The sequence below is a fragment of the Lentzea sp. NPDC020367 genome, assembly GCF_044387305.1.
Classification (GTDB): domain Bacteria; phylum Actinomycetota; class Actinomycetes; order Mycobacteriales; family Pseudonocardiaceae; genus Lentzea.
On the sequence record NZ_JBIRVV010000017.1, the window covers coordinates 19849 to 41723 of the forward strand.

Here is a 21875-nt window from a genome sequence, read left to right on the forward strand (position 1 = left end):
GGGGTCACATGTCATCCTCATCTATCCCCCGAACGTTTCCCTCGCCACTCGAAAGAGTGAACACGTGACCGAAGGTAAGTAACTGTATGTCAGCACGTCATACGTCCCCCGGATTGTTCCGGCGGGTGGCCCTCCCCGTGGGCGCCCTGCTCGGAGTGGTCGCGGCGGCAGGCGTCACGGTCGTGGCACTGCGTGTCACGAGCGGCGCAGACTGCTCCGGCGCGCTGCCGTTGAAGGTCGCCGTCACCCCCGCCGCGTTGGATGTGGTGAACGCGGCGGCGCAGGACTACCAGCGGTCACAACCAGTCGTGAACGGCAGGTGCGTCCAGGTCCAGGTCGAGTCGCGCAACGCGGCCGACGTGGCGAACGAGCTCCCCACCGCCCAGATCAACCCCCACTCCCTCTGGATCCCCGACTCCTCGATGTGGGCCGCGGAGGCCCAGCGCCAGGCGGCGGAGACCGGCCCGGAGGCCCCGAAGCTGGACATCAAGCCCTCGCTGGCGTCCAGCCCGCTGGTGATGGCGGGCTCGGAACAGGCGATGTCGAAGATCGGCTTCCCGGTCACGCCCGTCTCGTGGGCGAAGGTCGTGGACCCGAAGGTCCAGATCTCGATGAGCGACCCGACGATGACGTCGGAGGGCCTCGCCTCGCTGTTCGTCATCCGTACTTTGCTGGGCAATCCAGACGGAACACCCAAACCTGAACTCGTCGGCACCCTGCTGCGCGTGGGCCGCAGCGCCGTCCCGTCAGTCCGCGACGCCTTCGGCAAGGTCACCACGGACGCCGACAAGGCCCCGCTGTTCGCCGCCACCGAACAGTCAGTCGTGGCGAACAACCGCTCGGTCAAGGACAACGCGGTCCTGGGCGCCCCGCCCAAGGAGGGCACGCTCTCCTTCGACTACCCGCTGGTCAGGGTCTCCCGCCCGAACGAGCCGGAAGGCATCGGCGAGGCAGCCGCGGAGTTCGAGAAGGTCCTCCGCTCCGCAGACACCTCCAAGCGCTTCGGCGAGGCCGGCTTCCGCACCGTCCAGGGCGCGGCCCCCGCGAAGTGGTCGACCGACGTCGAAGGCGTGCAGGCAGGCGACGTCAAGCTGATCGAGACCCCCGGCGCCGACCAGGTCTCCGAACTCCTCCGCACCTGGGGCGCCATCAGCCTGGACATGCGGATGCTCACCGTCATCGACGTCTCCGGCTCGATGATCGAGAAGAGCGGCAACGGCAAAACCCGAGTAGAGGCCGCCACCGAGGCCTCGATGACCGCTCTCTCGATGCTCCCGGACACCACGGCCATCGGCCTGTGGGCGTTCTCCACCGACAAAAAACCACCGAACGACTGGATCGAACTGGTCCCGATCGGCCCGCTGGGCGAACCCCTGGCAGGCGTAACCCGCCGCAAACGCCTGGAAGCAGGCGCCTCCCAGCTCCCCGGTCTAGTCGGCGGCGGCACGGCCCTGAACGACACCACCCTGGCCGCGTACCGGCACGTCCTGTCCGGCTACGACGCGTCAAAGGTCAACTCGGTCGTCCTCATGACCGACGGCCGCAACGACGACATCTCGTCGATCGACACCGCCGCGCTGATCGAAACCCTGAAGCGGGAGTCCGACCCCGCGAAACCCGTTCCAATCATCATGGTGGGCCTCGGCGACGAGGTGGACATGGACGCACTCCGCGCGATCTCCGCCGCAACCGGCGGCAAGGCTTACCAGGCGCGGAACCCGGAGGACATTCGCGGCGTGCTTTTGGACGCGGTGTCCCAGCGCAGGTGCCGCCCGAACTGCTGATTTCTTTCAACGTAAAAGCCGGGTCTCCTACGGGAGGCCCGGCTTTGTCTTTGTCTTTAAAAGCGACCAGACACGGCGACCTGCCCCGCGCGGTGCCAACAGGAAAGCCAGCAACGCAAGGCAACCACGGACGAAGCCTGGCGGCGCAATGCCGAAGGCGAGCCGTGTGAACCTCTACCGCCTGGGTAGCGGTGCACCCCGCTCATGGCGATTGGGGCTTGACCTTGAGGGGCTGGGTGCCACCCTGTCTGGGCTCGGCCGGGGCGCTTTGAACCCCGGTCTTTGAGGCCGTCTACGCGCCCAGCTAGAGGCTCAAGGTCAAGCCCCAATCGCAACCCCGCACTTCGTCACGACCCGCGCGCCCACCCTCGCAAGGCGACGGAACGTCAGGAACGCGACCAACCCCGCTGGAACAGCAACAGCCCGCACGCAACGGGACCCGCACCCGCACGCCCAACACAAAACGGGGACGCTGCCACCCACGGCAACGCCCCCGCCCAAGCCAAACCACTCAGTTCGAGTAAACCTTCGGATCCAACGTCCCGATGTAGGGCAGATCGCGGTACCTCTCCGCATAATCCAGCCCATACCCGACAACAAACTCGTTGGGAATGTCGAACCCGATGTACTTGACGGGAACCTCGACCTTAACCGCATCAGGCTTCCGCAACAAAGTACAAACCTGCAAAGACCGAGGCTTCCGAGACTGCAGATTCTTCAACAGCCAGGACAACGTGAGCCCAGAATCAATGATGTCCTCGACGATCACCACGTTGCGGTCGGCGATGTCGCGATCGAGGTCCTTCAAGATCCGCACAACGCCCGAAGACGAAGTCGAGGACCCATAGGACGAAACGGCCATGAACTCGAGCTGCACCGGAACGGGCAGCGCGCGTGCGAGGTCGGCCATGAACATCACAGCGCCCTTGAGCACAGTGATCAGCACGAGGTCGGAGTCACCTTCTGGGTGATCAGCCGCGACCTGCTTGGCGAGTTCGGTGACCTTGTCGCTGATCTCCTGCTCGGTGATGAGCACGGATGCGATGTCGCCGTCGTACACGGACAGGTCCCCTCTGCTTAAGACTGTGGTTCCACAACGAGCCTGCCATGCGCGCGCCGCACGACAAAGCCGCCAGGTAGCCAGACACCGCCCTGACCGCGCCATTCACTCACCAGTGCGTCAACTCGTCGCAGGTGCGAATCGGACAGTTCAGGCACGGCTTCGCCGATCAGCCACGCCCTGAGCACTCTGCGCCTCAACGCGACCGGTAGCTCGGAGATGTCGTCAACAGCACAGCAGTCGCCGGCGAACGCCTCCGCAAGCGCATCGAGCGCGTCGCAATCCTCACGCAACTGCGCAGCCGTACGCGCCAACGACGCCGCAACACCGCCCTGCAAAACAGACTCCAGCAACGGCAGCACCTCAGACCGCAACCGCACACGCGTGAACGACGGATCGACGTTGTGCGGGTCCTCCCACACCTCGATCCCCTGCTCAACACAGGCAGCACGGGTGACCGCCCGCGACACACCGAGCAGCGGCCGCCCCCACGGCGCGTCAAAAGCACGCATCCCGGCGATCGACCGCGGCCCGGACCCGCGCCCCAGCCCGAGCAACACCGTCTCGGCCTGGTCGTCGAGGGTGTGACCGAGCAGCACGACACCGGCAGACGGCCTCAGAGCCGCGTAACGGGCGTTGCGGGCCGCAGCCTCGGGACCACCCGGCCCCTCCACGCGAACAGCCTCCACGCGAGCCACAAGCCCGAACGAGGCGCACTGCTGAGCCGCCCGCGAAGCAACGTCACCCGACCCAGGCTGCAGCTGGTGATCGACGACCACGGCGAACGCACCGGGCACCAGCCGTCCCACACAGGCAGCCAACGCCAGCGAGTCCGCGCCACCCGACACGGCGACGGTCACCGCGTCAGGCCGCACCTCGTCCAGGAACCGGCGGACCGCGGAACGGATCTCCGCGACCGGTCCGTTCACGGCGACACGCGACGCAGCCAGCTCATGGGCTCGGCGATCTCGGCGCGGGTCGGCAACGTCGCGGCGGACGTCCAGATCGAGTTGAAGCCGTCCATCCCCACCCGCTCCACCACGTACGAGGTGAACGCCTCGCCCTCCTCGTACTGGCGCACCTTCGCCTCGACGCCGAGCAGCGTGCGCAGGATCCGGTCGAGCAGGCCGCCGCCCTTGCGCCGCGCGCTGAAGCGGCTGCGGATCGTCGACACGGACGGCACGACCGACGGGCCGACCGCGTCCATCACGTGGTCGGCGTGGCCTTCGAGCAAAGTGGACAGTGCGATCAGCCGGTCCAGCACCAGCTTCTGCTGCGGCGACTGGATGAGCTCGACCAGTCCCATCGGGCCGTCGCCCTCGCGCAGCTTCTGCCGGAAGTCGCGGATCACGTCGGTCAGCGGCGCGCGCTCTTCGTCCATTGAGGACAACAGCGCGGTGACCTGGTCGGAGAAGTACTTGCGCAGCCACGGCACGCCGGTGAACTGCAGGCGGTGCGTGCACTCGTGCAGGCACACCCACATGCGGAAGTCGTCGTCCGGCACGTCCAGAGCCTGTTGCGCGCCAACGATGTTCGGCGCGACCAGCAACAGGCGTCCGGCCAACTGGTCGTTCGGGCTGAACGGGTCGTACTGGCCGAGCACCCGTGAGGACAGGAACGCCAGCACGACGCCCGCCTGCACGCCCGCGGTCCCGGCGAGGATGCCCGCCATCGGACCTGTCTGGCGTGGCATCGCGGGCGCTGTCAGCGCGGCGAGTCCCTGTGCGGCGGCGGCGACCCACGCCGGCCTGTCCACGACCTCGCCCGGCAGCAGGGGCAGTCCCTGACCGAGCCCGGTCAGCTCGCGGACGTGCACCTCCGCCTGCGGCGCCAGCTCGCGAAGCCTGCCGACGACGTGGTCAGCCTCGTTCTTGCCGATCACCGGTCCCGGCCGGACGAGGCGCGTGGCGGTCGAGACCGCCAGCTCCCAGTCCACCGGGCCGAGCTCTGCCTCCGTCGCCCCGTTCACGCTTCCGACGCTACCTGCGCACGGGCCGCTACGAACAGCCACAACCCCGCAACGCAGCGGCCATCACGTCCAGCGCGGGCCGCACCTCCCTCTCCGCGTTGCCGTTGCTGGCGGACATGAACGAGAACACGAGCACCCGTCCGTCCACGTCGACGACCATGCCGGCGAGCGCGTTGACCCCGGTGAGGGTGCCGGTCTTGGCCCGCACCCAGCCCTTGCCCGGTGCCGCGGTCCCGCCGTAGCGACCGGCGAGGGTGCCGCTGCCGCCCGCGACCGGGAGCGCCGTCAGCAACGGCCGCAGCTTCGCGGTGCGCGCGTCGTCCAGCGTGGGCTTGGCCGCCGCGGTGAGCACCTCGGTGAGCAGCTTGGCGGGGATCTTGTTCGACGCGGACAACCCGCTGCCGTCCACGAAGTTCGCGGTGGTGAGGTCGAACCCGTTCTTGGTCAGCACGTCCCGGACGGCCTTGACCCCGCCCGCGAACGACGCCTCGTTGCCGGTCTTGATCGCGATCTCCCGCGCGATCGCCTCGGTCAGGACGTTGTCCGAGATCTGCATCATGTTGTCGACGAGCTGCTCGATCGGCGCCGACTTGATCTCGCCGAGCACCGGAGCGCCCGCGGGAGCCGCGCCCGCCGTGGCTCCAGGCGCCCCGACGCGCTGCGCGAACGCGTCCGCCGCCGCCTGGCCGGGACTGCCGGTGCGCGCGCCGTTGACGTTGGACTGGTCGACCCGGCCGCCGTCGAGCATGAACGGCACGATCGGCGCGACCGAGCCGCCGCCGATGTCCGCCGACTCCCACTGCGGCCCGAGCGCCTCGCCCGTGTACCGGCTCAGGTCGAACTGGACCTTGGTGACCGGGCCCTTGGCCTTGACCTGGTTGACCAGGTCGTCGAGCGTCGCGGCGCCGGGGTAGACCGACTTGCCGGGCACGCCGGAGATCGTGGGGTCGCCGCCGCCGACGATCACCACGGTGCCGGGCTCCGCGCCCTGGACGACCTTGGTGGACAGCTGGTCGGTCTTCTCGAGGCTGAGCAGCGCCGCGGCGGCCGTGAGGATCTTGAGGCTCGACGCCGGGGTCGCGGGCGTGGTGTCGCCCTGCTGCCACAGCGCGGTGCCGCTGGCGGGGTCGACGACGCTGCCGGTGAGCGTGCCCAGCACGCCGTTGGCCGCCGGTCCGGCGAGCGCTTGCTTCACACCCGCGGGGGTCGGTGCCGGCGCACCGGCGGTGACGGCCTTGACCAGCGGCTGGACGTTCGCGGGCGCGGCCGGAGGCCTGGTCTCGATCGCCTTGGTGCCGCCGAACTCGTTGACCGCGTAGAGGGTGGCCCCGGCGAGCGCCGCGACGACCAGCAGGCTCAGGACCACGACGAGGGACTTGCGGCCCTTCCTGGGCTCGTCGTCGGTGGCGAGGCGGTCCTCGGGCTCTTCCTCGTAACCGGTGACCGGCAGCTCCTGACGGACGGACTGCGGCTCCTTCCGGGCAGGCGGAGGAGGCGGCGGTGGCACCGGACGCTGCTGCTCCTGGCGCTGCTGCTCCTGGCGCGGTGGTTCCTGACGCGGTGGTTCCTGACGCGGCGGTTCCTGGTGCTGGAGCTGGTCGACGCGCTTGGTCTGCTCGGGACGCGGCCGGCGCTGCTCGGGCGGCTGTTCGGGTCTGGTCTTCTGGTCGAACCACGACGGCTCGGAGTTCGGCAGCTGGTCGACGCGCGCCGTCTTGGCGTTCGGAACGGAGAGCTCCGTGGTCTTCTGCTCCGGCCTCGGCACGACGCGGGTCTGGTCGTTCTTCGGCTCGATCCGCACCGGGGTGGCCCGAGGTTGGCCGACTTCTGGACCAATCGTCGCGTGAGACTTCCCACCGGCGGATCCGCCGGAAGGCCCGCCGGAACCGCCGGAGCCGGTCGTTGGCACACCTGACGGGGAATGACCGGACCCCACACCGTTCGGGGCGGAACGGACCGGCGACGAACGCAGAGGCTCCTGAGTGGACGGTGCCGACAGGATCGCCGCGAGCGGGAAACGCATCGTCGGCTGGTCGACGGACGGGCGGCTGACCTGCACCGTCGACTCCGACGCGGCTGGGGCCGACCCGGCGTCGTCGTCCTCGGTCGGCCACTGGGGCTCGTCCGGCAAGTGGACCTCCGTCAGCTCGGTACGGGCAATCTCACACCCACCAACCACCGCTCCGATGAGGGTTGACAAGGCGTTGTGGTCCACACTAGTGGGCATCACGAATGGGCTACATGAGCGAGGACCAGTGGAATTCGACGTCCTGATCGAGATCCCCAAGGGCGTGCGCAACAAGTACGAGGTGGACCACAAGAGTGGCCGCATCCGCCTCGACCGCACGTTGTTCACGTCGACGCAGTACCCGGCCGACTACGGGTTCATCGAGAACACCCTGGGTGAGGACGGCGACCCGCTGGACGCCCTCGTCCTCGTCCAGGAACCGACGTTCCCCGGCTGCCTGATCGCCGCTCGTGCGATCGGCATGTTCCGCATGACCGACGAGAAGGGCGGCGACGACAAGGTTCTGTGCGTCCCGGCCTTCGACCCGCGCCACGAGCACCTGCGCGACATCCACCACCTGGCGGAGTTCGACCGCCTGGAGATCCAGCACTTCTTCGAGGTCTACAAGGACCTGGAGCCCGGCAAGAGCGTCGAGGGCGCGAGCTGGGTGGGCCGCACCGAGGCCGAGGCCGAGGTCAAGCGCTCCTACCAGCGTCTGAAGGACGCCGAGGCGCGCGGCGAAACGCTGCACTAGGTAACGACGAAAGAGGGGGGTCGCTCGGAGCGACCCCCCTCTTTTTCGTTTTCGGTTCTAGACCGCGATGGACTCCGCGTCCGCCACGCGCTCCAGACCGGACCTGGTCGACAGCGGCTTCTCGCGCAGGAACCACACGAGGACGAACGCCGCGATCATCACGATGCCGCCGGTCAGGAAGACCGTGTCGATCGCGCTGGAGAACCCGTCGAGGAACGGCTTCGCCAGCACGGGGTCGAGGCCGTTGAGGAACTCGGTGTTGTTGATGTCCACACCGGATCCGCCACCGCCCTGCAGCATCTTCGCGAACTCCGGGTTCTGGCCCAGAGCGATCTTGAACGCGTCGGTCTGCGCCGCGGCCTTGAGGCCCTCCGCGATCTTGTCGCCGACCGTGGTGAACAGGATCGACAGGAACACCGCGGTACCGACGGTGCCACCGATCTGGCGGAAGAACGTCGCCGAAGCGGTCGCCACGCCCATGTCACGCGGCTCGGCGTCGTTCTGGATCGCCAGCAGCAGCGTCTGCATGCACTGACCCAGGCCGGCACCCATGATGAACATGAAGACCATGACGAGCCAGCTCGGCGTGTCCGTGCCGATGGTGCTGAGCAGGAACAGCGCGACCGCCATCAGACCGGCGCCGATGATCGGGAACACCTTGTAGCGCCCGGTCTTCGACGTCACCTTGCCCGCGATCGCGGTGGCCGACATGATGCCGAACGTCATCGGCAGCAGCATCAGGCCCGACACGGTCGGCGTGACGCCCTTGACGATCTGCAGGTACAGCGGGATGGAGACCATGCCGCCGAACATGCCGATGCCGAGCACGAAGTTGATCGTGTTGCCCAGCGAGAACGTCTGGTTGCGGAACATCCTGATCGGCAGCAGCGCCTCGTCGCCCATGCGGTTCTCGACCCACACGAACGCCACCAGGCCCAGCACACCGATCACGTACATGGCGATCGACGTCGCCGAGGCCCAGCCCCACTCACGGCCCTGTTCGGCCACGATCAGCAGCGGCACGAGGCCGACGGTCAGCGCGATGGCGCCACCGAAGTCGATGCGGTGGTTGACCCGCTGGTGCGGGATGTTCAGCACGCGGGCGACGACGAACAGCGCGAGCAGCGCGATCGGCACGTTCACCAGGAACACCCAGCGCCAGCCCGTGACACCGAGGAACGAGGTGAGACCGGCGAACACGCCGCCGATGACCGGCCCGAGCACGCTGGCCGAACCGAACACGGCCATGAAGTAGGCGGAGTACTTGCTGCGCTCACGCGGCGAGATGATGTCGGCCATGATCGCGAACGCGAGCGACATCAGACCGCCGGCGCCGAGACCCTGCACCGCGCGGAACGCGGCGAGCTCGTACATCGACGTCGCGATGCCCGAGAGCAGCGAACCGGCCAGGAACAGCGAGATCGCCGCGAGGTACATCGGCTTGCGCCCGTAGATGTCCGACAGCTTGCCGTACAACGGGGTCGTGATGGTCGCGGTGATCAGGTAGGCGGTGGTCGCCCACGCCTGCAACGTCTGTCCGTGCAGCTGGTCCGCGATGGTCTTCATGGCGCTGGCGACGATCATCTGGTCCAGCGCCGCGAGGAACATGCCCAGCAGCAGACCGGACAGGATCGTCATGATCTGGCGATGCGTCAGGGAGACCCCTGGCGTGGGTGTCGCATCGGTTGTCGTTGACATTTCTAGTCTTCCCCTCCTGCGCGGGTCCCCGTCCCGCGTTCGGTCAAAAGCGCCGGAATCGTGCGCTCGTAGTCCTGCACGAAGCGTTCGAACAGGTCCGCGAAACCCTTGAGGTCCTCATCGGCCCAGTCCGCGAACACCTGCTGGATCGCCTCGTTGCGCTTCCGGCGTCGGTTCAAGATCAGCTCGCGGCCCGCTTCGGTGACCGCGAGAACGCTGGCCCGGCCGTCAGCCGGATCAGCACGCCTCTCGACGAGCCCGTCCTTCACCAGTCCGGCGACCTGCCGGCTGACCGTGGACGGGTCGGAGAGCACCGCCTCCGCGAGCGCACTCGAGCGGCACTCTCCGAGACCGGAGAGCGTCGCGAGGAGCACGAAGGCGGACTTGTCCATGCCCTGCTTGGCCATCTGGTGGGCGACCTGGGCGTGCATCTTGTTCATGCGCACCATCGCCATGCCGATGCGGTCCGCGAGCTCGTGCTCGGGATCGATGCCGGCGCCGAGGCACCTGCCCGGATCGACCATCTGACACCTCGTTGCTTGTATCACCCAACTAGTTGCTCGGTACAAGCATCCATCCCGGTCCACCGAAATGCAAGTGAGTTCCGAGTCTCACTCCACAGTGGAGTGGTACGGACGCGGCGAGTGAGTTGTTACCGACGGGTAGCCGTGCGGGTTACTCGCCGGTAGCATCCCTCTCATGAGCCAAGACGTGTCGTTCGTCGCCGACGCCATGAAGCAGGCCGTGCCGTACGTGAAGACCACGGGCATCGAGTTCGAGGAGGTCTCCGCCGGCCGCGTCGTCGCGTCGCTGCCGGAGAACCCGACGCTGAACAACCACATCGGCGGCCCGCACGCCGCCGTGATGTTCGGTCTCGGCGAGTCCGCGTCCGGTGCCGTCGTGATGGCCGCGTTCGCCGCGCACCTCGGCAAGGCCACGCCGCTCGCGGTCCGCGCCGACATCTCCTACAAGAAGATCGCGATGGGCGTTCTGCGCGCCGAGGCCGTTCTCGGCCGTTCCGCGGACGAGGTCCTGGCCGAGCTGGAGTCCGGTACCCGTCCCGAATTCCCCGTCGCCATCACGATCACCAACGCCGAGGGCGTGATCACCGGCGAGATGACCGTCGTCTGGACGTTGAAGCCCGCACGCTGAACTGGGCATCTCCGTATTTCAGTTCAAAACTGCGGTGAACCGATCCGGTCGAAATACGTAACCTTGGCCACTCTCCGTCCCGAGGGCACTATCTGGAGTTATGTCGGGGTGGAGAACTGTGGGCGGAGTCTTGCTGGTCGCACTGACCGCGGGATGCGCGGCGCAGGTGCAGCAGTCGAGGCCTGTCGCCGTGGAGAAACCGGCGGAGGACACGCCGGTGACCGCGTCGTCGGCCACGGTCGCGCCGGCCCAGCTGGGCATCAGCGTGGCGTCGATCGTCGACGGCCGGGCCGTGATGCTCTCCGACGGCTCGAAGGCCGAGGTCACGGGCCTCGCCCAGCCAGGACCGTGCTGGGCTGAGGCCGCCGCCGGCTTCGCCAAGGCGATGCTCCTCAACCAGCAGGTGCGCTACGACAAGACCACCGGCGCGCTGACCCTCGCCGACGGCACGGACTACGCGTTGCTCGCGCTGGGCAACGGCGCCGGCCGCAGCGCCGGCACCCCGACGCCGGGGCAGAAGGAAGCCGAAGGCGCCGCGCAGCGCGTTCCGATGGGCCTGTGGGGAACACCGTGCGGTGGCAAGGACGCCCTGGAGACCTCGTCTGCTCCGCCTCCTCCCCCGCCGCCACCCGTGACGACCACCAAGCCGAAGGTCACGACCACGACGCCGAAGCCGCCGGCCCCCGTCTTCTTCGCGACCTGCGACGACGTGCGCAGGGCCGGCAAGGCGCCGCTCTACTGGGGCCAGCCGGGCTACCGCGTCGAGCTCGACGACAACCGCAACGGCGTCGCCTGCGAGTCCCGGTACGGATACCGGTGACCCAATAACCTCAGCTCCATGAAGCTGGACAGCAGTGCCGTCGACTACACCCCAGGCGAGGCCGGGGCGATCGCGAAGCGGGCGGAGGACCGGGGCTACGACGGGTTCTGGCTCGCCGAGACCAAGCACGACCCGTTCCTCGCGCTGGCCGGTGCCGCCGCGGCGACCGAGCGGATCGAGCTCGGCACGGCGATCGCGGTGGCGTTCGCGCGCAACCCGATGACCGTCGCGACCACGGCGAACGACCTGCGGCTGCTGTCGGCGGGCCGGTTCAACCTCGGGCTGGGCTCGCAGGTCGAGGCGCACATCACCAAGCGCTTCTCGATGCCGTGGAGCAAGCCGGCCGCACGCATGCGCGAGTTCGTCCTCGCCATCCGCGCGATCTGGCACGCCTGGGAGACCGGCGAACGGCTGGCGTTCCGCGGCGAGTTCTACAAGCACACGCTGATGACGCCGTTCTTCGATCCGGGCCCGAACCCGCACGGCACCGCGCCGATCTACCTCGCGGGCGTCGGCGGGCTGATGACCGAGGTCGCGGGCGAGGTCGCGGACGGCTTCCTGTGCCACAACTTCACGACCGAGCGGTACCTGCGCGAGGTGACGCTGCCCGCGTTGGAGCGCGGCCGGGCGAAGGCGGGAAAGACGCTGGAGGGCTTCGAGATCAGCGGCCCGGTGTTCGCCGCGACCAACGACGAGGAGATCGCGGACGTCAAGCGGCAGATCGCGTTCTACGGGTCGACGCCCGCGTACAAGCCGGTGCTGGACCTGCACGGCTGGGGCGCGCTGCACGAGGAGTTGCACCGCATGTCGCGGCGGCAGCAGTGGGCGGAGATGAGCGAGCTGATCACGGACGAGGTGCTGACCGAGTTCTGCGTCCTGGGCTCCCCTGAGACCGTCACGGACGCCCTTCTGGCTCGCTACGGCGACGTCGTCACGCGGATCTCGCCGTCAGGGGACGTGCTTCAGCGCCCCGAGAAATGACTCAGCCCCTGGCGTGCCAGCTCGGCGTGGAAACCGCGGAGCTCGGCGCGCACTCTCGCGACGCCCCTCTTGCGGATCCACCGGCGTCTTCCGACGTTGGCCGCGGTCAGGGCGAACGGGAGTGCCAGCAGGGTCAGGGCCAGCATCATCATCATGTCGTCTCCTCAGGGGTTGCGAACAAGCAACGACCAATCGAGACGTCGCTTACGGTACCGGCTCGAACGCCACCCAGGTGGAGCAAAGTTACCGACAGCAACTCAGTTCTTGACTAATTTTGTTTTCGGTGTGACGCTGAGGCCATGTTCGATGTGGCGGTGATCGAGGACCCTTCCGCGGCCGAGGTGTCGCTGGACCCGGTGCGGGCGAGGCTGCTCGCGGAGCTGGTGGAGCCAGGATCGGCGACGATGCTCGCCGCGAAGGTCGGCCTGCCCAGGCAGAAGGTGAACTACCACCTGCGCACGCTGGAGCAGCACGGCCTGGTGGAGCTCGTCGAGGAACGGCGCAAGGGCAACGTGAACGAGCGCCTCATGCAGGCGACCGCCGCGTCCTACGTCATCTCCCCGACGGCGCTCGCGGCCGTGCAGCCCGACCCGGCGCGGTCACCCGACCGGTTGTCCGCGCGGTGGCTGCTCGCGGTCTCGGCGAGGCTGGTGCGCGACGTCGGCACGTTGATCACGGGGTCCACCAGGGCGAAGAAGCGGCTCGCGACCTTCGCGCTGGACGGCGAGGTCCGGTTCGCCACGGCGGCGGACCGCGCGGCGTTCGCCGAGGAGCTCGCCGGCTTCATGACGCAGCTGGTCGCCAAGTACCACGACGAACAGGCAGAAGGAGGGCGTCCGCACCGAGTCGTCGTCGCCCTGCACCCGAGCGTGATCGCGTCCAAGGAGGAAGAGTCGTGACCCACGAGTTCGAGATCAGCAAGGAAGTCGAGGTCGACGGGACCCCCGAGCAGGTCTGGGACGCCATCGCGACCGGACCGGGCATCGACTCGTGGTTCATGGGCCCGCACACCGTCGACGGACGCGTGGGCGGCCGCATGACGCTCGACCTGGGTTTCTTCCAGGAGTCCTCGACGATCACCTCGTGGGAACCCGGAAAGCGCCTCGCCTACTCCAGTGACAAGGGCGAGGACGGCACGTTCCACGCGATGGAGTACCTGATCGAGGGCCGTGACCAGGGCACGACCGTGCTGCGGTTCGTGCACACCGGCATCCTCGCCGACGGCTGGGGCGACGAGTTCGTCGACCAGCAGTCGAAGGGCTGGGACATGTACCTGTTCACGCTGGCCGAGTACGTCGAGCACTTCGCCGGCAGGCCGGGCACCTACGTGTTCGCCCAGTGGCCGGAGCAGCCAGAGGGCGCCGACAACTGGCCGGTGCTGCTCAAGGCCCTCGGTGTCCCCTCGGACGCCGAGGTCGGCGACGAGGTCACCCTCGAACCGTTCGGTATCAACGGGGTCGTGGACTACGTCGTCCGTCACGACCTGCACAACTTCCTCGGCGTGCGCGGCCCTGAGGGCTTCTACCGGTTCCACGGCACCAGCGCCTTCGGTCACCACGTCTTCGGCGACGCGACCGGGCAGGCCGAGAAGTGGCAGGCCTTCCTGACTCAGACCGTGGGCGGGCAGACCTCGTAGACGTAGTCCTCGTGCCCGTACGGCACCACGTTCCGGTCGCGGCGGATCACCGAGACCCGTCCGCCGCGGTCGGTGCAGGACTTCTTGAACCCCTCGTCGGTGTACTCGATCTGGAAGAAGTCGTTGCCGAACGCCTCTGCGTAGGAGCCGCACTCGTCGCGCGCCTGGCAGTCCTCGGTGATGGCGAAGTCGAAGCCGATCTCCTTCTTGCCCGCGGTGCCCAGTTCGGCGGTGTTCTTCTGCGCGACGGCAAGGCCCTGTTCATGTGCGTATTTGACGAACGCCTTCATGAACTCCTTGGTGGCGTTGAGATCGAACGCCCCCTCGGCGCGCGTGTAGGAGTCGAGGTTGTCCGGCTCGACGCCCTTGAACATGGACGTCTTGCAGTCCTTGATCCACTTCTTCTGGATCTCCAGGATCCTGTTCCTCTTGTCGCCGTTGGAGATGTCGAGGATGCCCTCCTGCCACTCCGGGTCGATCGCGACCTCACCGCCCGGCTTCTTCACGAGCAGGTCGTCGTGGTTCTTCCGCCACCAGTCCAGCCCGCCCTCGGCCTCGTTCGGCTGCGTCTGCAGGGCGTTGAGGTAGCAGATGTTGTAGCGCCGGCCGTCGATGATCTTGCTGCGGTCCCGCACGACGATCTTGACCGGCACATCGGGCTGGTAGGCGCCGCCGAGCTGGTAGTCGAGCTGCCCACCGGCGGGCGGCATCTCCCGCGGCGGCAGGTCGGGCTCGTCCGAGCAGGAGGTGACCAGCAGGAGCAGGGCGGCCACCACCGCGGCGGTTTTCATGCGCGGGAGTGTGTCACTCACGGGGTAGCGCAGGCGTAACAGCACAGCACTCCATTGCTCATAAATGAGATTTAGCTTCCGTCAGGTGAAAAGTCGGTCGCTCTTCCTGCAACTCCTCGTGGCCGTGGTCGCCGGTGTGCTGGTCGGTCACTTCTTCCGCTCGTTCGGCGCCGACCTGAAGCCGATCGGGGACGGCTTCATCAAGCTGATCAAGATGGTGATCGCACCGCTGATCTTCTGCGTGGTGGCGACGGGCATCGCGAAGGTCGGGGACCTGCGCGCGGTCGGCCGGATCGGGCTGAAAGCGCTGATCTACTTCGAGGTCGTGTCGACGGCCGCACTCGCGTTCGGCCTGCTCGTCGGCAACGTCGTGCGACCCGGCGACGGCATGAACGTCGATCCGTCCACTTTGGACGCCTCCGCCGTGGAGGCGAAGACGCAGGGCGGCCACCTCCCCGGCGTCGTCCAGTTCCTGCTCGACCTCATCCCTTCCAGTGTGGTGGACGCGCTGGCGCGCAACGCGTTGCTTCAGGTGCTGCTGTTCGCGGTGCTGTTCGGCTGCGCGCTGGCCCAGCTCGGCGAGCGCGGCAGGCCCGTCGTGGACCTGTTGGAGCGCATCAACCTGGCGTTCTTCGCGGTGCTCGGCTACATCATGAAACTGGCGCCGCTCGGTGCGTTCGGCGCGATGGCGTTCCTGGTCGGGCAGTACGGCCTGGGGTCGCTGCGCACGTACATGTGGCTGATCCTGGCGTCCTACGGCGCGGCCCTGCTCTTCTGCACCCTGCTCGGCGTGATCGCGTGGGTGTTCGCACGGGTCAACCTCCTGCAGTTCCTGCGCTACACCAAGGAGGAGTTCCTGCTGGCGCTCGGCACCGCGTCGTCGGAAGCCGTGCTGCCGCGGATGATGGCGAAGCTGCAACGCGCCGGCTGCGCACCCACGTCCGTCGGCCTGGTGCTGCCGACCGGGTACTCGTTCAACCTCGACGGCGCCTCGATCTACCTGTCGCTGGCGACGCTGTTCCTGGCGCAGGCGCTGAACATCCCGCTCGACCTCGGCGACCAGCTGACGATCGTGCTGGTGCTCGTGCTGACCTCCAAGGGCATGGCGGGCGTGCCGGGTTCGGCGTTCCTGGCCCTGTCCGCCACCGTCGCCGCGGTCGGCTCGATCCCCGCTGCCGCGGTGGCGTTGCTGCTCGGCGCCGACCGGATCATGGACTCCATGCGCGTCTTCACGAACCTGCTGGGCAACTGCGTGGCGACGTTCGTGGTGTCCCGCTGGGAAGGCATGCTCGACGTCGAACGGATGCGGTCAGTGCTCGGCGATCCACGCGGCCACGACCTCGTCGAGGAGCGCGAGGGTGAGCCTGCCGTGGCGGAGGACGGCCTCGTGGAAGTCGCGGACGTCGAACGCCGTCCCTAGCGCTCGTTCCGCGGTGGCGCGCAGTTCCTGGAACTTGAGGCGCCCCACCGCGTACGCGAGCGCCTGGCCGGGTTCGCCGAGACAACGGTCCACCTCGGACTCGATCTGGGTGAGCCCCATCGGCGTGTTCTCGACGAGGAAGGCGACGGCCTGCTCGCGGCTCCACCCTCGCGCGTGCAGGCCGGTGTCGACGACGAGCCGGCCCGCGCGCATGGCGTCCATCGTGAGCATGCCGAGCCTGGCCTCGTCGTCGCTGTAGAGCCCCATCTCGTCGGCGAGCCGTTCGCAGTACAGGGCCCAGCCCTCGCTGAACACGCTGATCGGAGCTTTGCGCCTGAGAACAGGGAGGTCCTTCAGCAACGCGGCCTTCGAGTGCTCGAAGTGATGTCCCGGCACGGCCTCGTGGTACGCCGTGGCCTCGTCCTTGATCCTGAGCCGGTTCCGCGGGTCCTTGGTGTTGACGTAGTACGTGCCGGGCCGGCTGCCGTCCTCGGCGGCCGGGAAGTAGCTCGGCGGCACGTGCGCGGGCACGCCCGGCGGCGCCGCTTTGATCACGCACGCCGCGTCCGGCACCGTCCGGAACCAACGCGGAGCAGCGGCTTCGGCCTTCTCGACGGCCGCACGGGCGGCGCGGAGCATCTCGTCGCCGTTGGTGTGGCGGAACGCGGGATCGTGGCGGATGCGCTCGAACACGCCGTCGCCGTACCGCGCGAACTCCGGCTTGAGCTCCTCGATCAGCCTGATGCCGGTGGCGTGCAGGTCTTCCGGGTCGAGGTCCTCGGTCGTGTGCGCGCGGATCGCCTGGCGGTAGGCGTCGTTCCGCAGTCCGCACAGCCCGGCGCGCCCGGCATCGCGTCCCAGTGGAAGGGCTTCCTGCCGCAGGAAGTCGCGGTACCCCTGAATCGCCGGCCGCACCACCTCGTCGACTTCGGCGCCGTCCACCAGGTCGAACGCGCCGAGGTTCGCCAGATGCCCGTCCAACAGCGAGATCGCCTGCTCGACCAGGTGCGCCACCGGCGTCAGACCGTCCGCGAACCCGGTCCGGTGCCGCGCGATCACCGTCGCGAAGAACCCGTCGAGCCCCCGCAACCGCTGCAGGTAACCCCGCCGTCGTTCCGGCGTGTCGACCGGCGAACGCGACAGACCGGCCAGCGTGCCGGGGACGACCGTGCGGATGTTGGCGCTGATGCCGAACTCGATCTGCCGGGAGTCGACGACGTCGGACTGCGTGCGCACCTCGTGCAGCACGATCCCCAGCGTGATGCGGTCGGACGTCGTCGCGGGCACGAGCTTCAGCGCGTCCTCGCGAATGGCCAGGAGCCGCGCCCGATACCGCTCCCCCGCTTCCTCGCCGTGGTCGGTGAGCGACTCGTGGTCGACGTCGAAGCCCATCAGGCTGGCGTCGAGCGGATAGCGGTCGAGAATCGCACCGAAGAGCCGGTCGGCGATCGCGTCGGCTTCCTGCATCCGTCCTCCAGGAGTTACGCCGTTGAGCGGCCATCACCTACGTTGTAGCGGGTAATCCGTTCCCATGCGGTGGCTATTGCTGATCATCCTGCTGACCGGCTGTTCCGCCATTCCCCTGGCGTCCACCTCAGGACCTCAGGTGGACCGGGTACCGACGGGCACCCTCGACGCCGCCACGGCGCGCACGACGCTCGCGGCCCTGCCAGTGGCCGTACCGGGCCGGATGGACGGGTACGTGCGCGACTGCTCGGACGGCAAGGCGTGCGTGTTCGGCCAGCCCTGGTTCGACACCGACGGCGACGGCTGCGACCAGCGCAGCCAGGTCCTGGCCCGCGACCTGACCGAGGTCGAGCGCAAGCCGGGCCGCTGCGGCGTCCAGGCGGGCAACCTCGACGACCCGTACACGGGCACGCGGATCAGCGGCACGTCGAAGATCCAGATCGACCACGTGGTCCCGCTGGCGGAGATGTGGCGCAGCGGCGCCTCGGCCTGGGCTCCCGAACAGCGCCTGGCCGCGGCCAACGACCTGCGCAACCTCGTGGCGGTCTCGGGCAAGGTCAACCAGTCGAAGAGCGACAAGACCCCCGACGAGTGGATGCCGCCCAACGCCGGGTACGCGTGCTCGTACGGGCGGATCTACGTGACGGTGAAGGCGGCCTACGGGCTGAGCGTGGCGGCGGCGGAACGGTCGGCACTGGAGCGCGCGCTCACGACCTGCGGTTGACCCGAGCGGTGAGGACGCCAGATGAGCCACCCCGAGTACCCCGTCTCGATCAAGGGCGTGGTGGTCCGCGACGGCAGGGTGCTGCTGCTGAAGAACGAGCGGGACGAGTGGGAACTGCCCGGTGGCCGCATCGAGGCCGGCGAGACACCCGAGCAGTGCCTCAGCCGTGAGATCGCCGAGGAGACCCGGTGGAGGGTGCGCGTCGGGCCGATCCTCGACTCGTGGATGCGCCACATCGAGGTGGCCGGGAAGAACGTGTTCATCGTGACCTACGGGTGTCTGCTGGACAGCGCCGACGAGCCCGTTCTGTCGGATGAGCACAAAGACATCGGGCTGTTCACCGAGCACGAGGTCGGCGCACTCGACATGCCTGACGGTTTCCGGCGCTCGATCGCGAACTGGTTCGCTGACCTGCGCCGCACGACATAAAGAAAGACCCAGGTCAGGAAGCCTGACCTGGGTCTTATCTCACCGAGCCGCCTATCGGAATCGAACCGATGACCTGCTCATTACGAGTGAGCTGCTCTGGCCGACTGAGCTAAGGCGGCGAGACGCGATAACTATAACCGACCCGCAAGCGCGTTACTCACGGGGGTCGGCATCGTTGTACGGACCGTGACTGACGTCACCACCTCCCCACCGTCGAGGAGTGGTTCATGCGCCGTTCGTTGTCCGTGCCGCTGGCCGGGTTGTTGCTAGCGCTGGTCGCGGCTCCCGCGCTCGCGCAGCCGCCGACCACTCCGGTGCCGGGACCGCGCGATCCGAACCAGCCGCCGGCGTCGGCACCGAACGGGCCGCAGCCGCTCGCGCACGCCGTCGGGGATGCCGGGACCGGGCTGAGCGTGGTCCGGCTCGGGCCGCAGGGGGTGCCGACGAACACGATCCTGCCCGGGCTGGGCGAGCAGTTGCCGAAGCAGTCGGTGACCGAGTTCGGGCTGGGGCTCGCGAGTGCGCAGGTCAACACCGAGGCGTTCCTGAGCACCGAGCGGGTGGTGACGCAGGCCAATCCGTTCGGGTTCGCGGTGGCCGGGCGGTCGCCGCAGTCGCCGGGGACGCTGGTGCAGACGGCGATTCCGGACAACCCGCAGCCGACGAACGGCGGGCTGCCGATTCCGGAGACGCCGCTCGCGAAGCTCAAGCTGCTCAACGGCAGCGTGCACGCGCGGTGGGACGAGAAGGTCGGGCCGTGCGTCAGTCCGCTGGCCACGGCCAAGACGTCGCTGGCGGGCCTCGAGGTCCTGAGCGCGTTGCCGGCCGAGGTGCCGCTGCCGGTGAAGACCAGCCTGATCAGCATCCCGGACGCGTTCGAGGCGAGCTCGGTGGTCAAGCTCGTCGACCTGCCGGGCAGCAGGAACAAGGCCGTCGAGTCGACGTCGACGATGCGCGCGGTCAGCGTGGAGCTGGCGGGTGGCATCAAGATCGACGTCGCGACCCCGCCGACGCTCACGGCCACGGCGACCGGCGACGAGAAAACGTCGACGATCACGTACACCGCGCCGGTGCTGAAGGTCAGTCAGAACGGCAAGGAGCTCGGCACGCTCGACGCCGCGCACCCGACCCTCGACATCCCGTTGCTGCTGGACCTGGTCGTGATCAAGCTCCAGATCGCCGGGCTCAACGAGAAGAAGGCGGCCTTCACCGGCAACGGGTTCAGCGGGTTCCAGCTCGGGGCCACCGCGCGGATGCTCGACGTGCAGGTGCTGCCGACGGACAAGCTGAAGCTGCCGAACCTGCCGACGGCGCTCGCGCAGATCTCGCTGGGCGAGCAGATCGTGCGGGCCGCGGCGCCGCAGGGCGGCGTGATCTGCGGGACCTCGCAGCCGCCGCAGACGACCGTGCCGCAGCAGCCCGGCGCGCCAGCGGCGCCACCCAAGGGGGCACCGCCGCTGGCCTACACGAACGCCGCGTACAACTCGATCCCGCTGTTCTGGACCGGCACGGCGCTGCTGCTCGCCGGCGTGGTGATCTTCGCCGCGCTGCCTGCCCGGCGCAGGTCGAGCTAAGGCACCATCCAGCCGAGCACGGGCGTCGACTGCAGATAGGCGATGACGCACATCGCCAGCAGCAGCACCAGACTCCAGCCGAAGACCTTGCGGAACAGGTCTCCCTCACGGCCGACCAGACCGGCTGCGGCCGTGCCGATGGCGAGGTTCTGCGGCGAGATCATCTTCGCCATCACGCCACCGGAGCTGTTCGAGGCGCCGAACAGGAACGGTGACGCGCCGAGTTGCTGCGCGGCGGTGACCTGAAGGCCGCCGAACAGCGCGTTGGAACCCGCGTCCGTGCCGGTGATCGCGACGCCGAACCAGCCGACGACCGGCGACAGGAACGCGAAGAACGCGCCGGTCCCCGCCAGCCAGAGGCCCAGAGTCGTGATCTGGCCCGAGTAGTTCATGACGTACGACAGCGAGAACACCGCGAGGATCGCCACGATCGCCCAGCTGAACTGCTTGATCGTCTGACCGTAGATCTCGACGCCCTTGCGCGCGCTGATGCCCAGCAGCACCAACGTGATCAGGCCGGACACGAACAGCAGCGAACCCGTGGCGGACGCCCAGTTCAGCGCGTACTCGACCTTGATCGGCTTGCCGTTCGGCGCGACGAGGTGCATGCCCGGCCACGCGAACTTGTAGGTCAGCGAGTCGAGGAACTTCTTCACCGGCACGATCTGCGCCACCGAGAAGATCGCCACGATGATCGCGTACGGGCTGAACGCCATGATCACGTCACGTCGTGAGTCAGCCACCGCGCCACCGGCGATGACCGGTGGGATCGAGCGTTCCGGCTGCCAGACCCGCACCAGCGCGATCAACGCGAGCACCGAGACGACGGCCGCGATGATGTCGCACAGCTTGTAAGACCAGAAGTTCGAGACCAGGTACTGCGTGACCGCGAACGAGCCACCCGCGACCAGGGCGGCCGGCCACGCCTGCTTGATGCCGCGCTTGCCGTCCACCACGAAGACCAGCACGAACGGCACGAGCATCGCCAGGATCGGCACCTGCCGGCCGGTCATCGCGCCGAACGTGTCCGCCGGCAGCCCGGTGACCGTGTTCAGCACCGTGATCGGGTTGCCCATCCCGCCGAACGCCACCGGCGCGGTGTCCGCGATCAACGCCAGCGCCACCGCCTTCATCGGGTCGACGCCCAGCGCGATCAACATGACCGAGCAGATCGCGACGGGACCACCGCCGCCCGCCAGGGCTTCGAGCAGCGCGCCGAACGAGAACGCGATGACGATCGCCTGCACGCGCTGGTCGTCGGAGATCGAGCTGAACGACCGCCGCAGCACGCTGAAGTGTCCGCTGTGGACGGTCAGGTTGTAGATCCAGATGGCGTTGAACGTGATCCACAGGACCACGAGCACGCTGGTCGCCGCGCCGAACGCCGCCGAGTTGAGCGCCTGACCCAGCGGCATCGAGTAGCCGAGGAGCGCGACGCCGATCGCGAGCGCGAGGGCGGTCAGTCCCGCCCAGTGAGCCTTCCACTTGAGCCCTCCGAGCAGCACCAACACTGCGACGAGAGGGATCAGCGCGAGCAAAGCCGACAGGAACAGCGAGCCCGTCGGATTCGGGTTCTGCTGGTACACCAAGGCCGCCTTTCATATGCCT

Annotated in this window: 21 protein-coding genes and 1 tRNA gene; 11 read left to right on the forward strand and 11 right to left on the reverse strand. The window is 68.2% G+C overall.

The genetic code is table 11. From position 1 onward, the window contains the following. Positions 1 to 125 precede the first annotated feature (125 nt). On the forward strand, positions 126 to 1784 hold the full coding sequence (locus ACH413_RS41010; protein WP_360045749.1) for a substrate-binding domain-containing protein: 1659 nt from the start codon (positions 126 to 128) through the stop codon (positions 1782 to 1784). Positions 1785 to 2295: 511 nt separating this feature from the next. Here ACH413_RS41010 and hpt read toward each other — a convergent pair. From hpt to dacB, 4 genes are read right to left on the reverse strand one after another with little or no spacing between them, the layout of a single operon-like run. Then, entirely contained in the window at positions 2296 to 2844 is a 549-nt protein-coding gene (hpt, locus tag ACH413_RS41015) for a hypoxanthine phosphoribosyltransferase (RefSeq protein ID WP_360045751.1), read from the reverse strand. Positions 2845 to 2861: 17 nt separating this feature from the next. Further along, positions 2862 to 3773 (reverse strand): tRNA lysidine(34) synthetase TilS, encoded by a 912-nt coding sequence (tilS, locus tag ACH413_RS41020; protein ID WP_360045753.1) that lies wholly within the window; start codon positions 3771 to 3773, stop codon positions 2862 to 2864. Then, on the reverse strand, positions 3770 to 4813 hold the full coding sequence (locus tag ACH413_RS41025) for a zinc-dependent metalloprotease (RefSeq protein WP_360045755.1): 1044 nt from the start codon (positions 4811 to 4813) through the stop codon (positions 3770 to 3772). Before ACH413_RS41025 ends, tilS begins: the two co-directional genes overlap by 4 nt. A 28-nt stretch (positions 4814 to 4841) precedes the next feature. Further along, entirely contained in the window at positions 4842 to 6944 is a 2103-nt protein-coding gene (dacB, locus tag ACH413_RS41030) for a D-alanyl-D-alanine carboxypeptidase/D-alanyl-D-alanine-endopeptidase (protein ID WP_360045757.1), read from the reverse strand. 124 nt (positions 6945 to 7068) lie between these two features. Here dacB and ACH413_RS41035 point away from each other — a divergent pair, with 124 nt between their 5' ends. Then, on the forward strand, positions 7069 to 7575 hold the full coding sequence (locus ACH413_RS41035; RefSeq protein ID WP_090070060.1) for an inorganic diphosphatase: 507 nt from the start codon (positions 7069 to 7071) through the stop codon (positions 7573 to 7575). Positions 7576 to 7632: 57 nt separating this feature from the next. On the opposite strand, the gene ACH413_RS41040 is transcribed toward ACH413_RS41035, so the two are convergent. Continuing rightward, on the reverse strand, positions 7633 to 9273 hold the full coding sequence (locus ACH413_RS41040; protein WP_396425745.1) for an MDR family MFS transporter: 1641 nt from the start codon (positions 9271 to 9273) through the stop codon (positions 7633 to 7635). 2 nt (positions 9274 to 9275) lie between these two features. Then, a complete protein-coding gene (locus ACH413_RS41045) occupies positions 9276 to 9797 on the reverse strand; it encodes a MarR family transcriptional regulator (RefSeq protein WP_360045761.1) in 522 nt (173 codons plus the stop codon). Positions 9798 to 9972: 175 nt separating this feature from the next. Between ACH413_RS41045 and ACH413_RS41050 the strand changes: the two genes are divergently transcribed. From ACH413_RS41050 to ACH413_RS41060, 3 genes are all read left to right on the forward strand, one after another. After that, the gene (locus ACH413_RS41050) at positions 9973 to 10425 is read left to right on the forward strand and encodes a DUF4442 domain-containing protein (RefSeq protein ID WP_360045763.1); all 453 of its coding nucleotides are present in this window, start codon (positions 9973 to 9975) and stop codon (positions 10423 to 10425) included. A 118-nt stretch (positions 10426 to 10543) separates the two neighbouring features. Continuing rightward, complete coding sequence (locus ACH413_RS41055; RefSeq protein ID WP_360045765.1) at positions 10544 to 11245, forward strand: excalibur calcium-binding domain-containing protein; 702 nt, start codon at positions 10544 to 10546, stop codon at positions 11243 to 11245. Between the two features lie 18 nt (positions 11246 to 11263). Continuing rightward, positions 11264 to 12226 (forward strand): TIGR03617 family F420-dependent LLM class oxidoreductase, encoded by a 963-nt coding sequence (locus tag ACH413_RS41060; RefSeq protein ID WP_360045767.1) that lies wholly within the window; start codon positions 11264 to 11266, stop codon positions 12224 to 12226. Here the strand turns inward: ACH413_RS41060 and ACH413_RS41065 are convergent. Further along, positions 12208 to 12381: a hypothetical protein gene (locus tag ACH413_RS41065; RefSeq protein ID WP_360045769.1), complete on the reverse strand. Its 174-nt coding sequence runs from the start codon at positions 12379 to 12381 to the stop codon at positions 12208 to 12210. The two genes, ACH413_RS41060 and ACH413_RS41065, sit on opposite strands and share 19 nt — an antisense overlap. A 144-nt stretch (positions 12382 to 12525) precedes the next feature. Between ACH413_RS41065 and ACH413_RS41070 the strand changes: the two genes are divergently transcribed. Both ACH413_RS41070 and ACH413_RS41075 read left to right on the forward strand, forming a co-directional pair. Further along, a complete protein-coding gene (locus ACH413_RS41070; protein ID WP_360045771.1) occupies positions 12526 to 13125 on the forward strand; it encodes a helix-turn-helix domain-containing protein in 600 nt (199 codons plus the stop codon). Beyond that, the gene (locus ACH413_RS41075) at positions 13122 to 13862 is read left to right on the forward strand and encodes an SRPBCC domain-containing protein (RefSeq protein ID WP_360045773.1); all 741 of its coding nucleotides are present in this window, start codon (positions 13122 to 13124) and stop codon (positions 13860 to 13862) included. The genes ACH413_RS41070 and ACH413_RS41075 overlap by 4 nt, the downstream gene beginning before the upstream one ends. Here the strand turns inward: ACH413_RS41075 and ACH413_RS41080 are convergent. Continuing rightward, complete coding sequence (locus ACH413_RS41080; protein ID WP_360045775.1) at positions 13835 to 14653, reverse strand: endo alpha-1,4 polygalactosaminidase; 819 nt, start codon at positions 14651 to 14653, stop codon at positions 13835 to 13837. The two genes, ACH413_RS41075 and ACH413_RS41080, sit on opposite strands and share 28 nt — an antisense overlap. A gap of 85 nt (positions 14654 to 14738) precedes the next feature. Here ACH413_RS41080 and dctA point away from each other — a divergent pair, with 85 nt between their 5' ends. After that, positions 14739 to 16073: a C4-dicarboxylate transporter DctA gene (dctA, locus tag ACH413_RS41085; RefSeq protein ID WP_360045777.1), complete on the forward strand. Its 1335-nt coding sequence runs from the start codon at positions 14739 to 14741 to the stop codon at positions 16071 to 16073. Here dctA and ACH413_RS41090 read toward each other — a convergent pair. Then, positions 15963 to 17540, reverse strand: a complete 1578-nt coding sequence (locus ACH413_RS41090) for a DUF885 domain-containing protein (protein ID WP_360045779.1) — start codon at positions 17538 to 17540, stop codon at positions 15963 to 15965. The two genes, dctA and ACH413_RS41090, sit on opposite strands and share 111 nt — an antisense overlap. Positions 17541 to 17604: 64 nt before the next feature. Between ACH413_RS41090 and ACH413_RS41095 the strand changes: the two genes are divergently transcribed. Both ACH413_RS41095 and ACH413_RS41100 read left to right on the forward strand, forming a co-directional pair. Further along, complete coding sequence (locus ACH413_RS41095; RefSeq protein WP_360045781.1) at positions 17605 to 18264, forward strand: HNH endonuclease family protein; 660 nt, start codon at positions 17605 to 17607, stop codon at positions 18262 to 18264. Positions 18265 to 18285: 21 nt separating this feature from the next. Then, the gene (locus tag ACH413_RS41100; RefSeq protein ID WP_360045783.1) at positions 18286 to 18693 is read left to right on the forward strand and encodes an NUDIX domain-containing protein; all 408 of its coding nucleotides are present in this window, start codon (positions 18286 to 18288) and stop codon (positions 18691 to 18693) included. 45 nt (positions 18694 to 18738) lie between these two features. On the opposite strand, the gene ACH413_RS41105 is transcribed toward ACH413_RS41100, so the two are convergent. Beyond that, positions 18739 to 18812, reverse strand: a tRNA-Thr gene (locus tag ACH413_RS41105). Positions 18813 to 18920: 108 nt separating this feature from the next. Between ACH413_RS41105 and ACH413_RS41110 the strand changes: the two genes are divergently transcribed. After that, the gene (locus tag ACH413_RS41110) at positions 18921 to 20267 is read left to right on the forward strand and encodes a hypothetical protein (protein ID WP_360045785.1); all 1347 of its coding nucleotides are present in this window, start codon (positions 18921 to 18923) and stop codon (positions 20265 to 20267) included. Here ACH413_RS41110 and ACH413_RS41115 read toward each other — a convergent pair. Beyond that, positions 20264 to 21853, reverse strand: a complete 1590-nt coding sequence (locus ACH413_RS41115) for an L-lactate permease (protein WP_360045787.1) — start codon at positions 21851 to 21853, stop codon at positions 20264 to 20266. The genes ACH413_RS41110 and ACH413_RS41115 overlap by 4 nt on opposite strands. Positions 21854 to 21875: the final 22 nt, after the last annotated feature.

Bases quoted from the DNA above. Each gene is read 5' to 3' on its own strand.
- ACH413_RS41040 (WP_396425745.1), bottom strand. From the start codon at position 9,273: ATGTCAACGACAACCGATGCGACACCCACGCCAGGGGTCTCCCTGACG.
- ACH413_RS41045 (WP_360045761.1), bottom strand. From the start codon at position 9,797: ATGGTCGATCCGGGCAGGTGCCTCGGCGCCGGCATCGATCCCGAGCAC.
- ACH413_RS41050 (WP_360045763.1), top strand. From the start codon at position 9,973: ATGAGCCAAGACGTGTCGTTCGTCGCCGACGCCATGAAGCAGGCCGTG.
- ACH413_RS41060 (WP_360045767.1), top strand. From the start codon at position 11,264: ATGAAGCTGGACAGCAGTGCCGTCGACTACACCCCAGGCGAGGCCGGG.
- ACH413_RS41065 (WP_360045769.1), bottom strand. From the start codon at position 12,381: ATGATGATGATGCTGGCCCTGACCCTGCTGGCACTCCCGTTCGCCCTG.
- ACH413_RS41070 (WP_360045771.1), top strand. From the start codon at position 12,526: ATGTTCGATGTGGCGGTGATCGAGGACCCTTCCGCGGCCGAGGTGTCG.
- ACH413_RS41080 (WP_360045775.1), bottom strand. From the start codon at position 14,653: ATGAAAACCGCCGCGGTGGTGGCCGCCCTGCTCCTGCTGGTCACCTCC.
- ACH413_RS41090 (WP_360045779.1), bottom strand. From the start codon at position 17,540: ATGCAGGAAGCCGACGCGATCGCCGACCGGCTCTTCGGTGCGATTCTC.
- ACH413_RS41095 (WP_360045781.1), top strand. From the start codon at position 17,605: ATGCGGTGGCTATTGCTGATCATCCTGCTGACCGGCTGTTCCGCCATT.
- ACH413_RS41100 (WP_360045783.1), top strand. From the start codon at position 18,286: ATGAGCCACCCCGAGTACCCCGTCTCGATCAAGGGCGTGGTGGTCCGC.
- ACH413_RS41110 (WP_360045785.1), top strand. From the start codon at position 18,921: ATGCGCCGTTCGTTGTCCGTGCCGCTGGCCGGGTTGTTGCTAGCGCTG.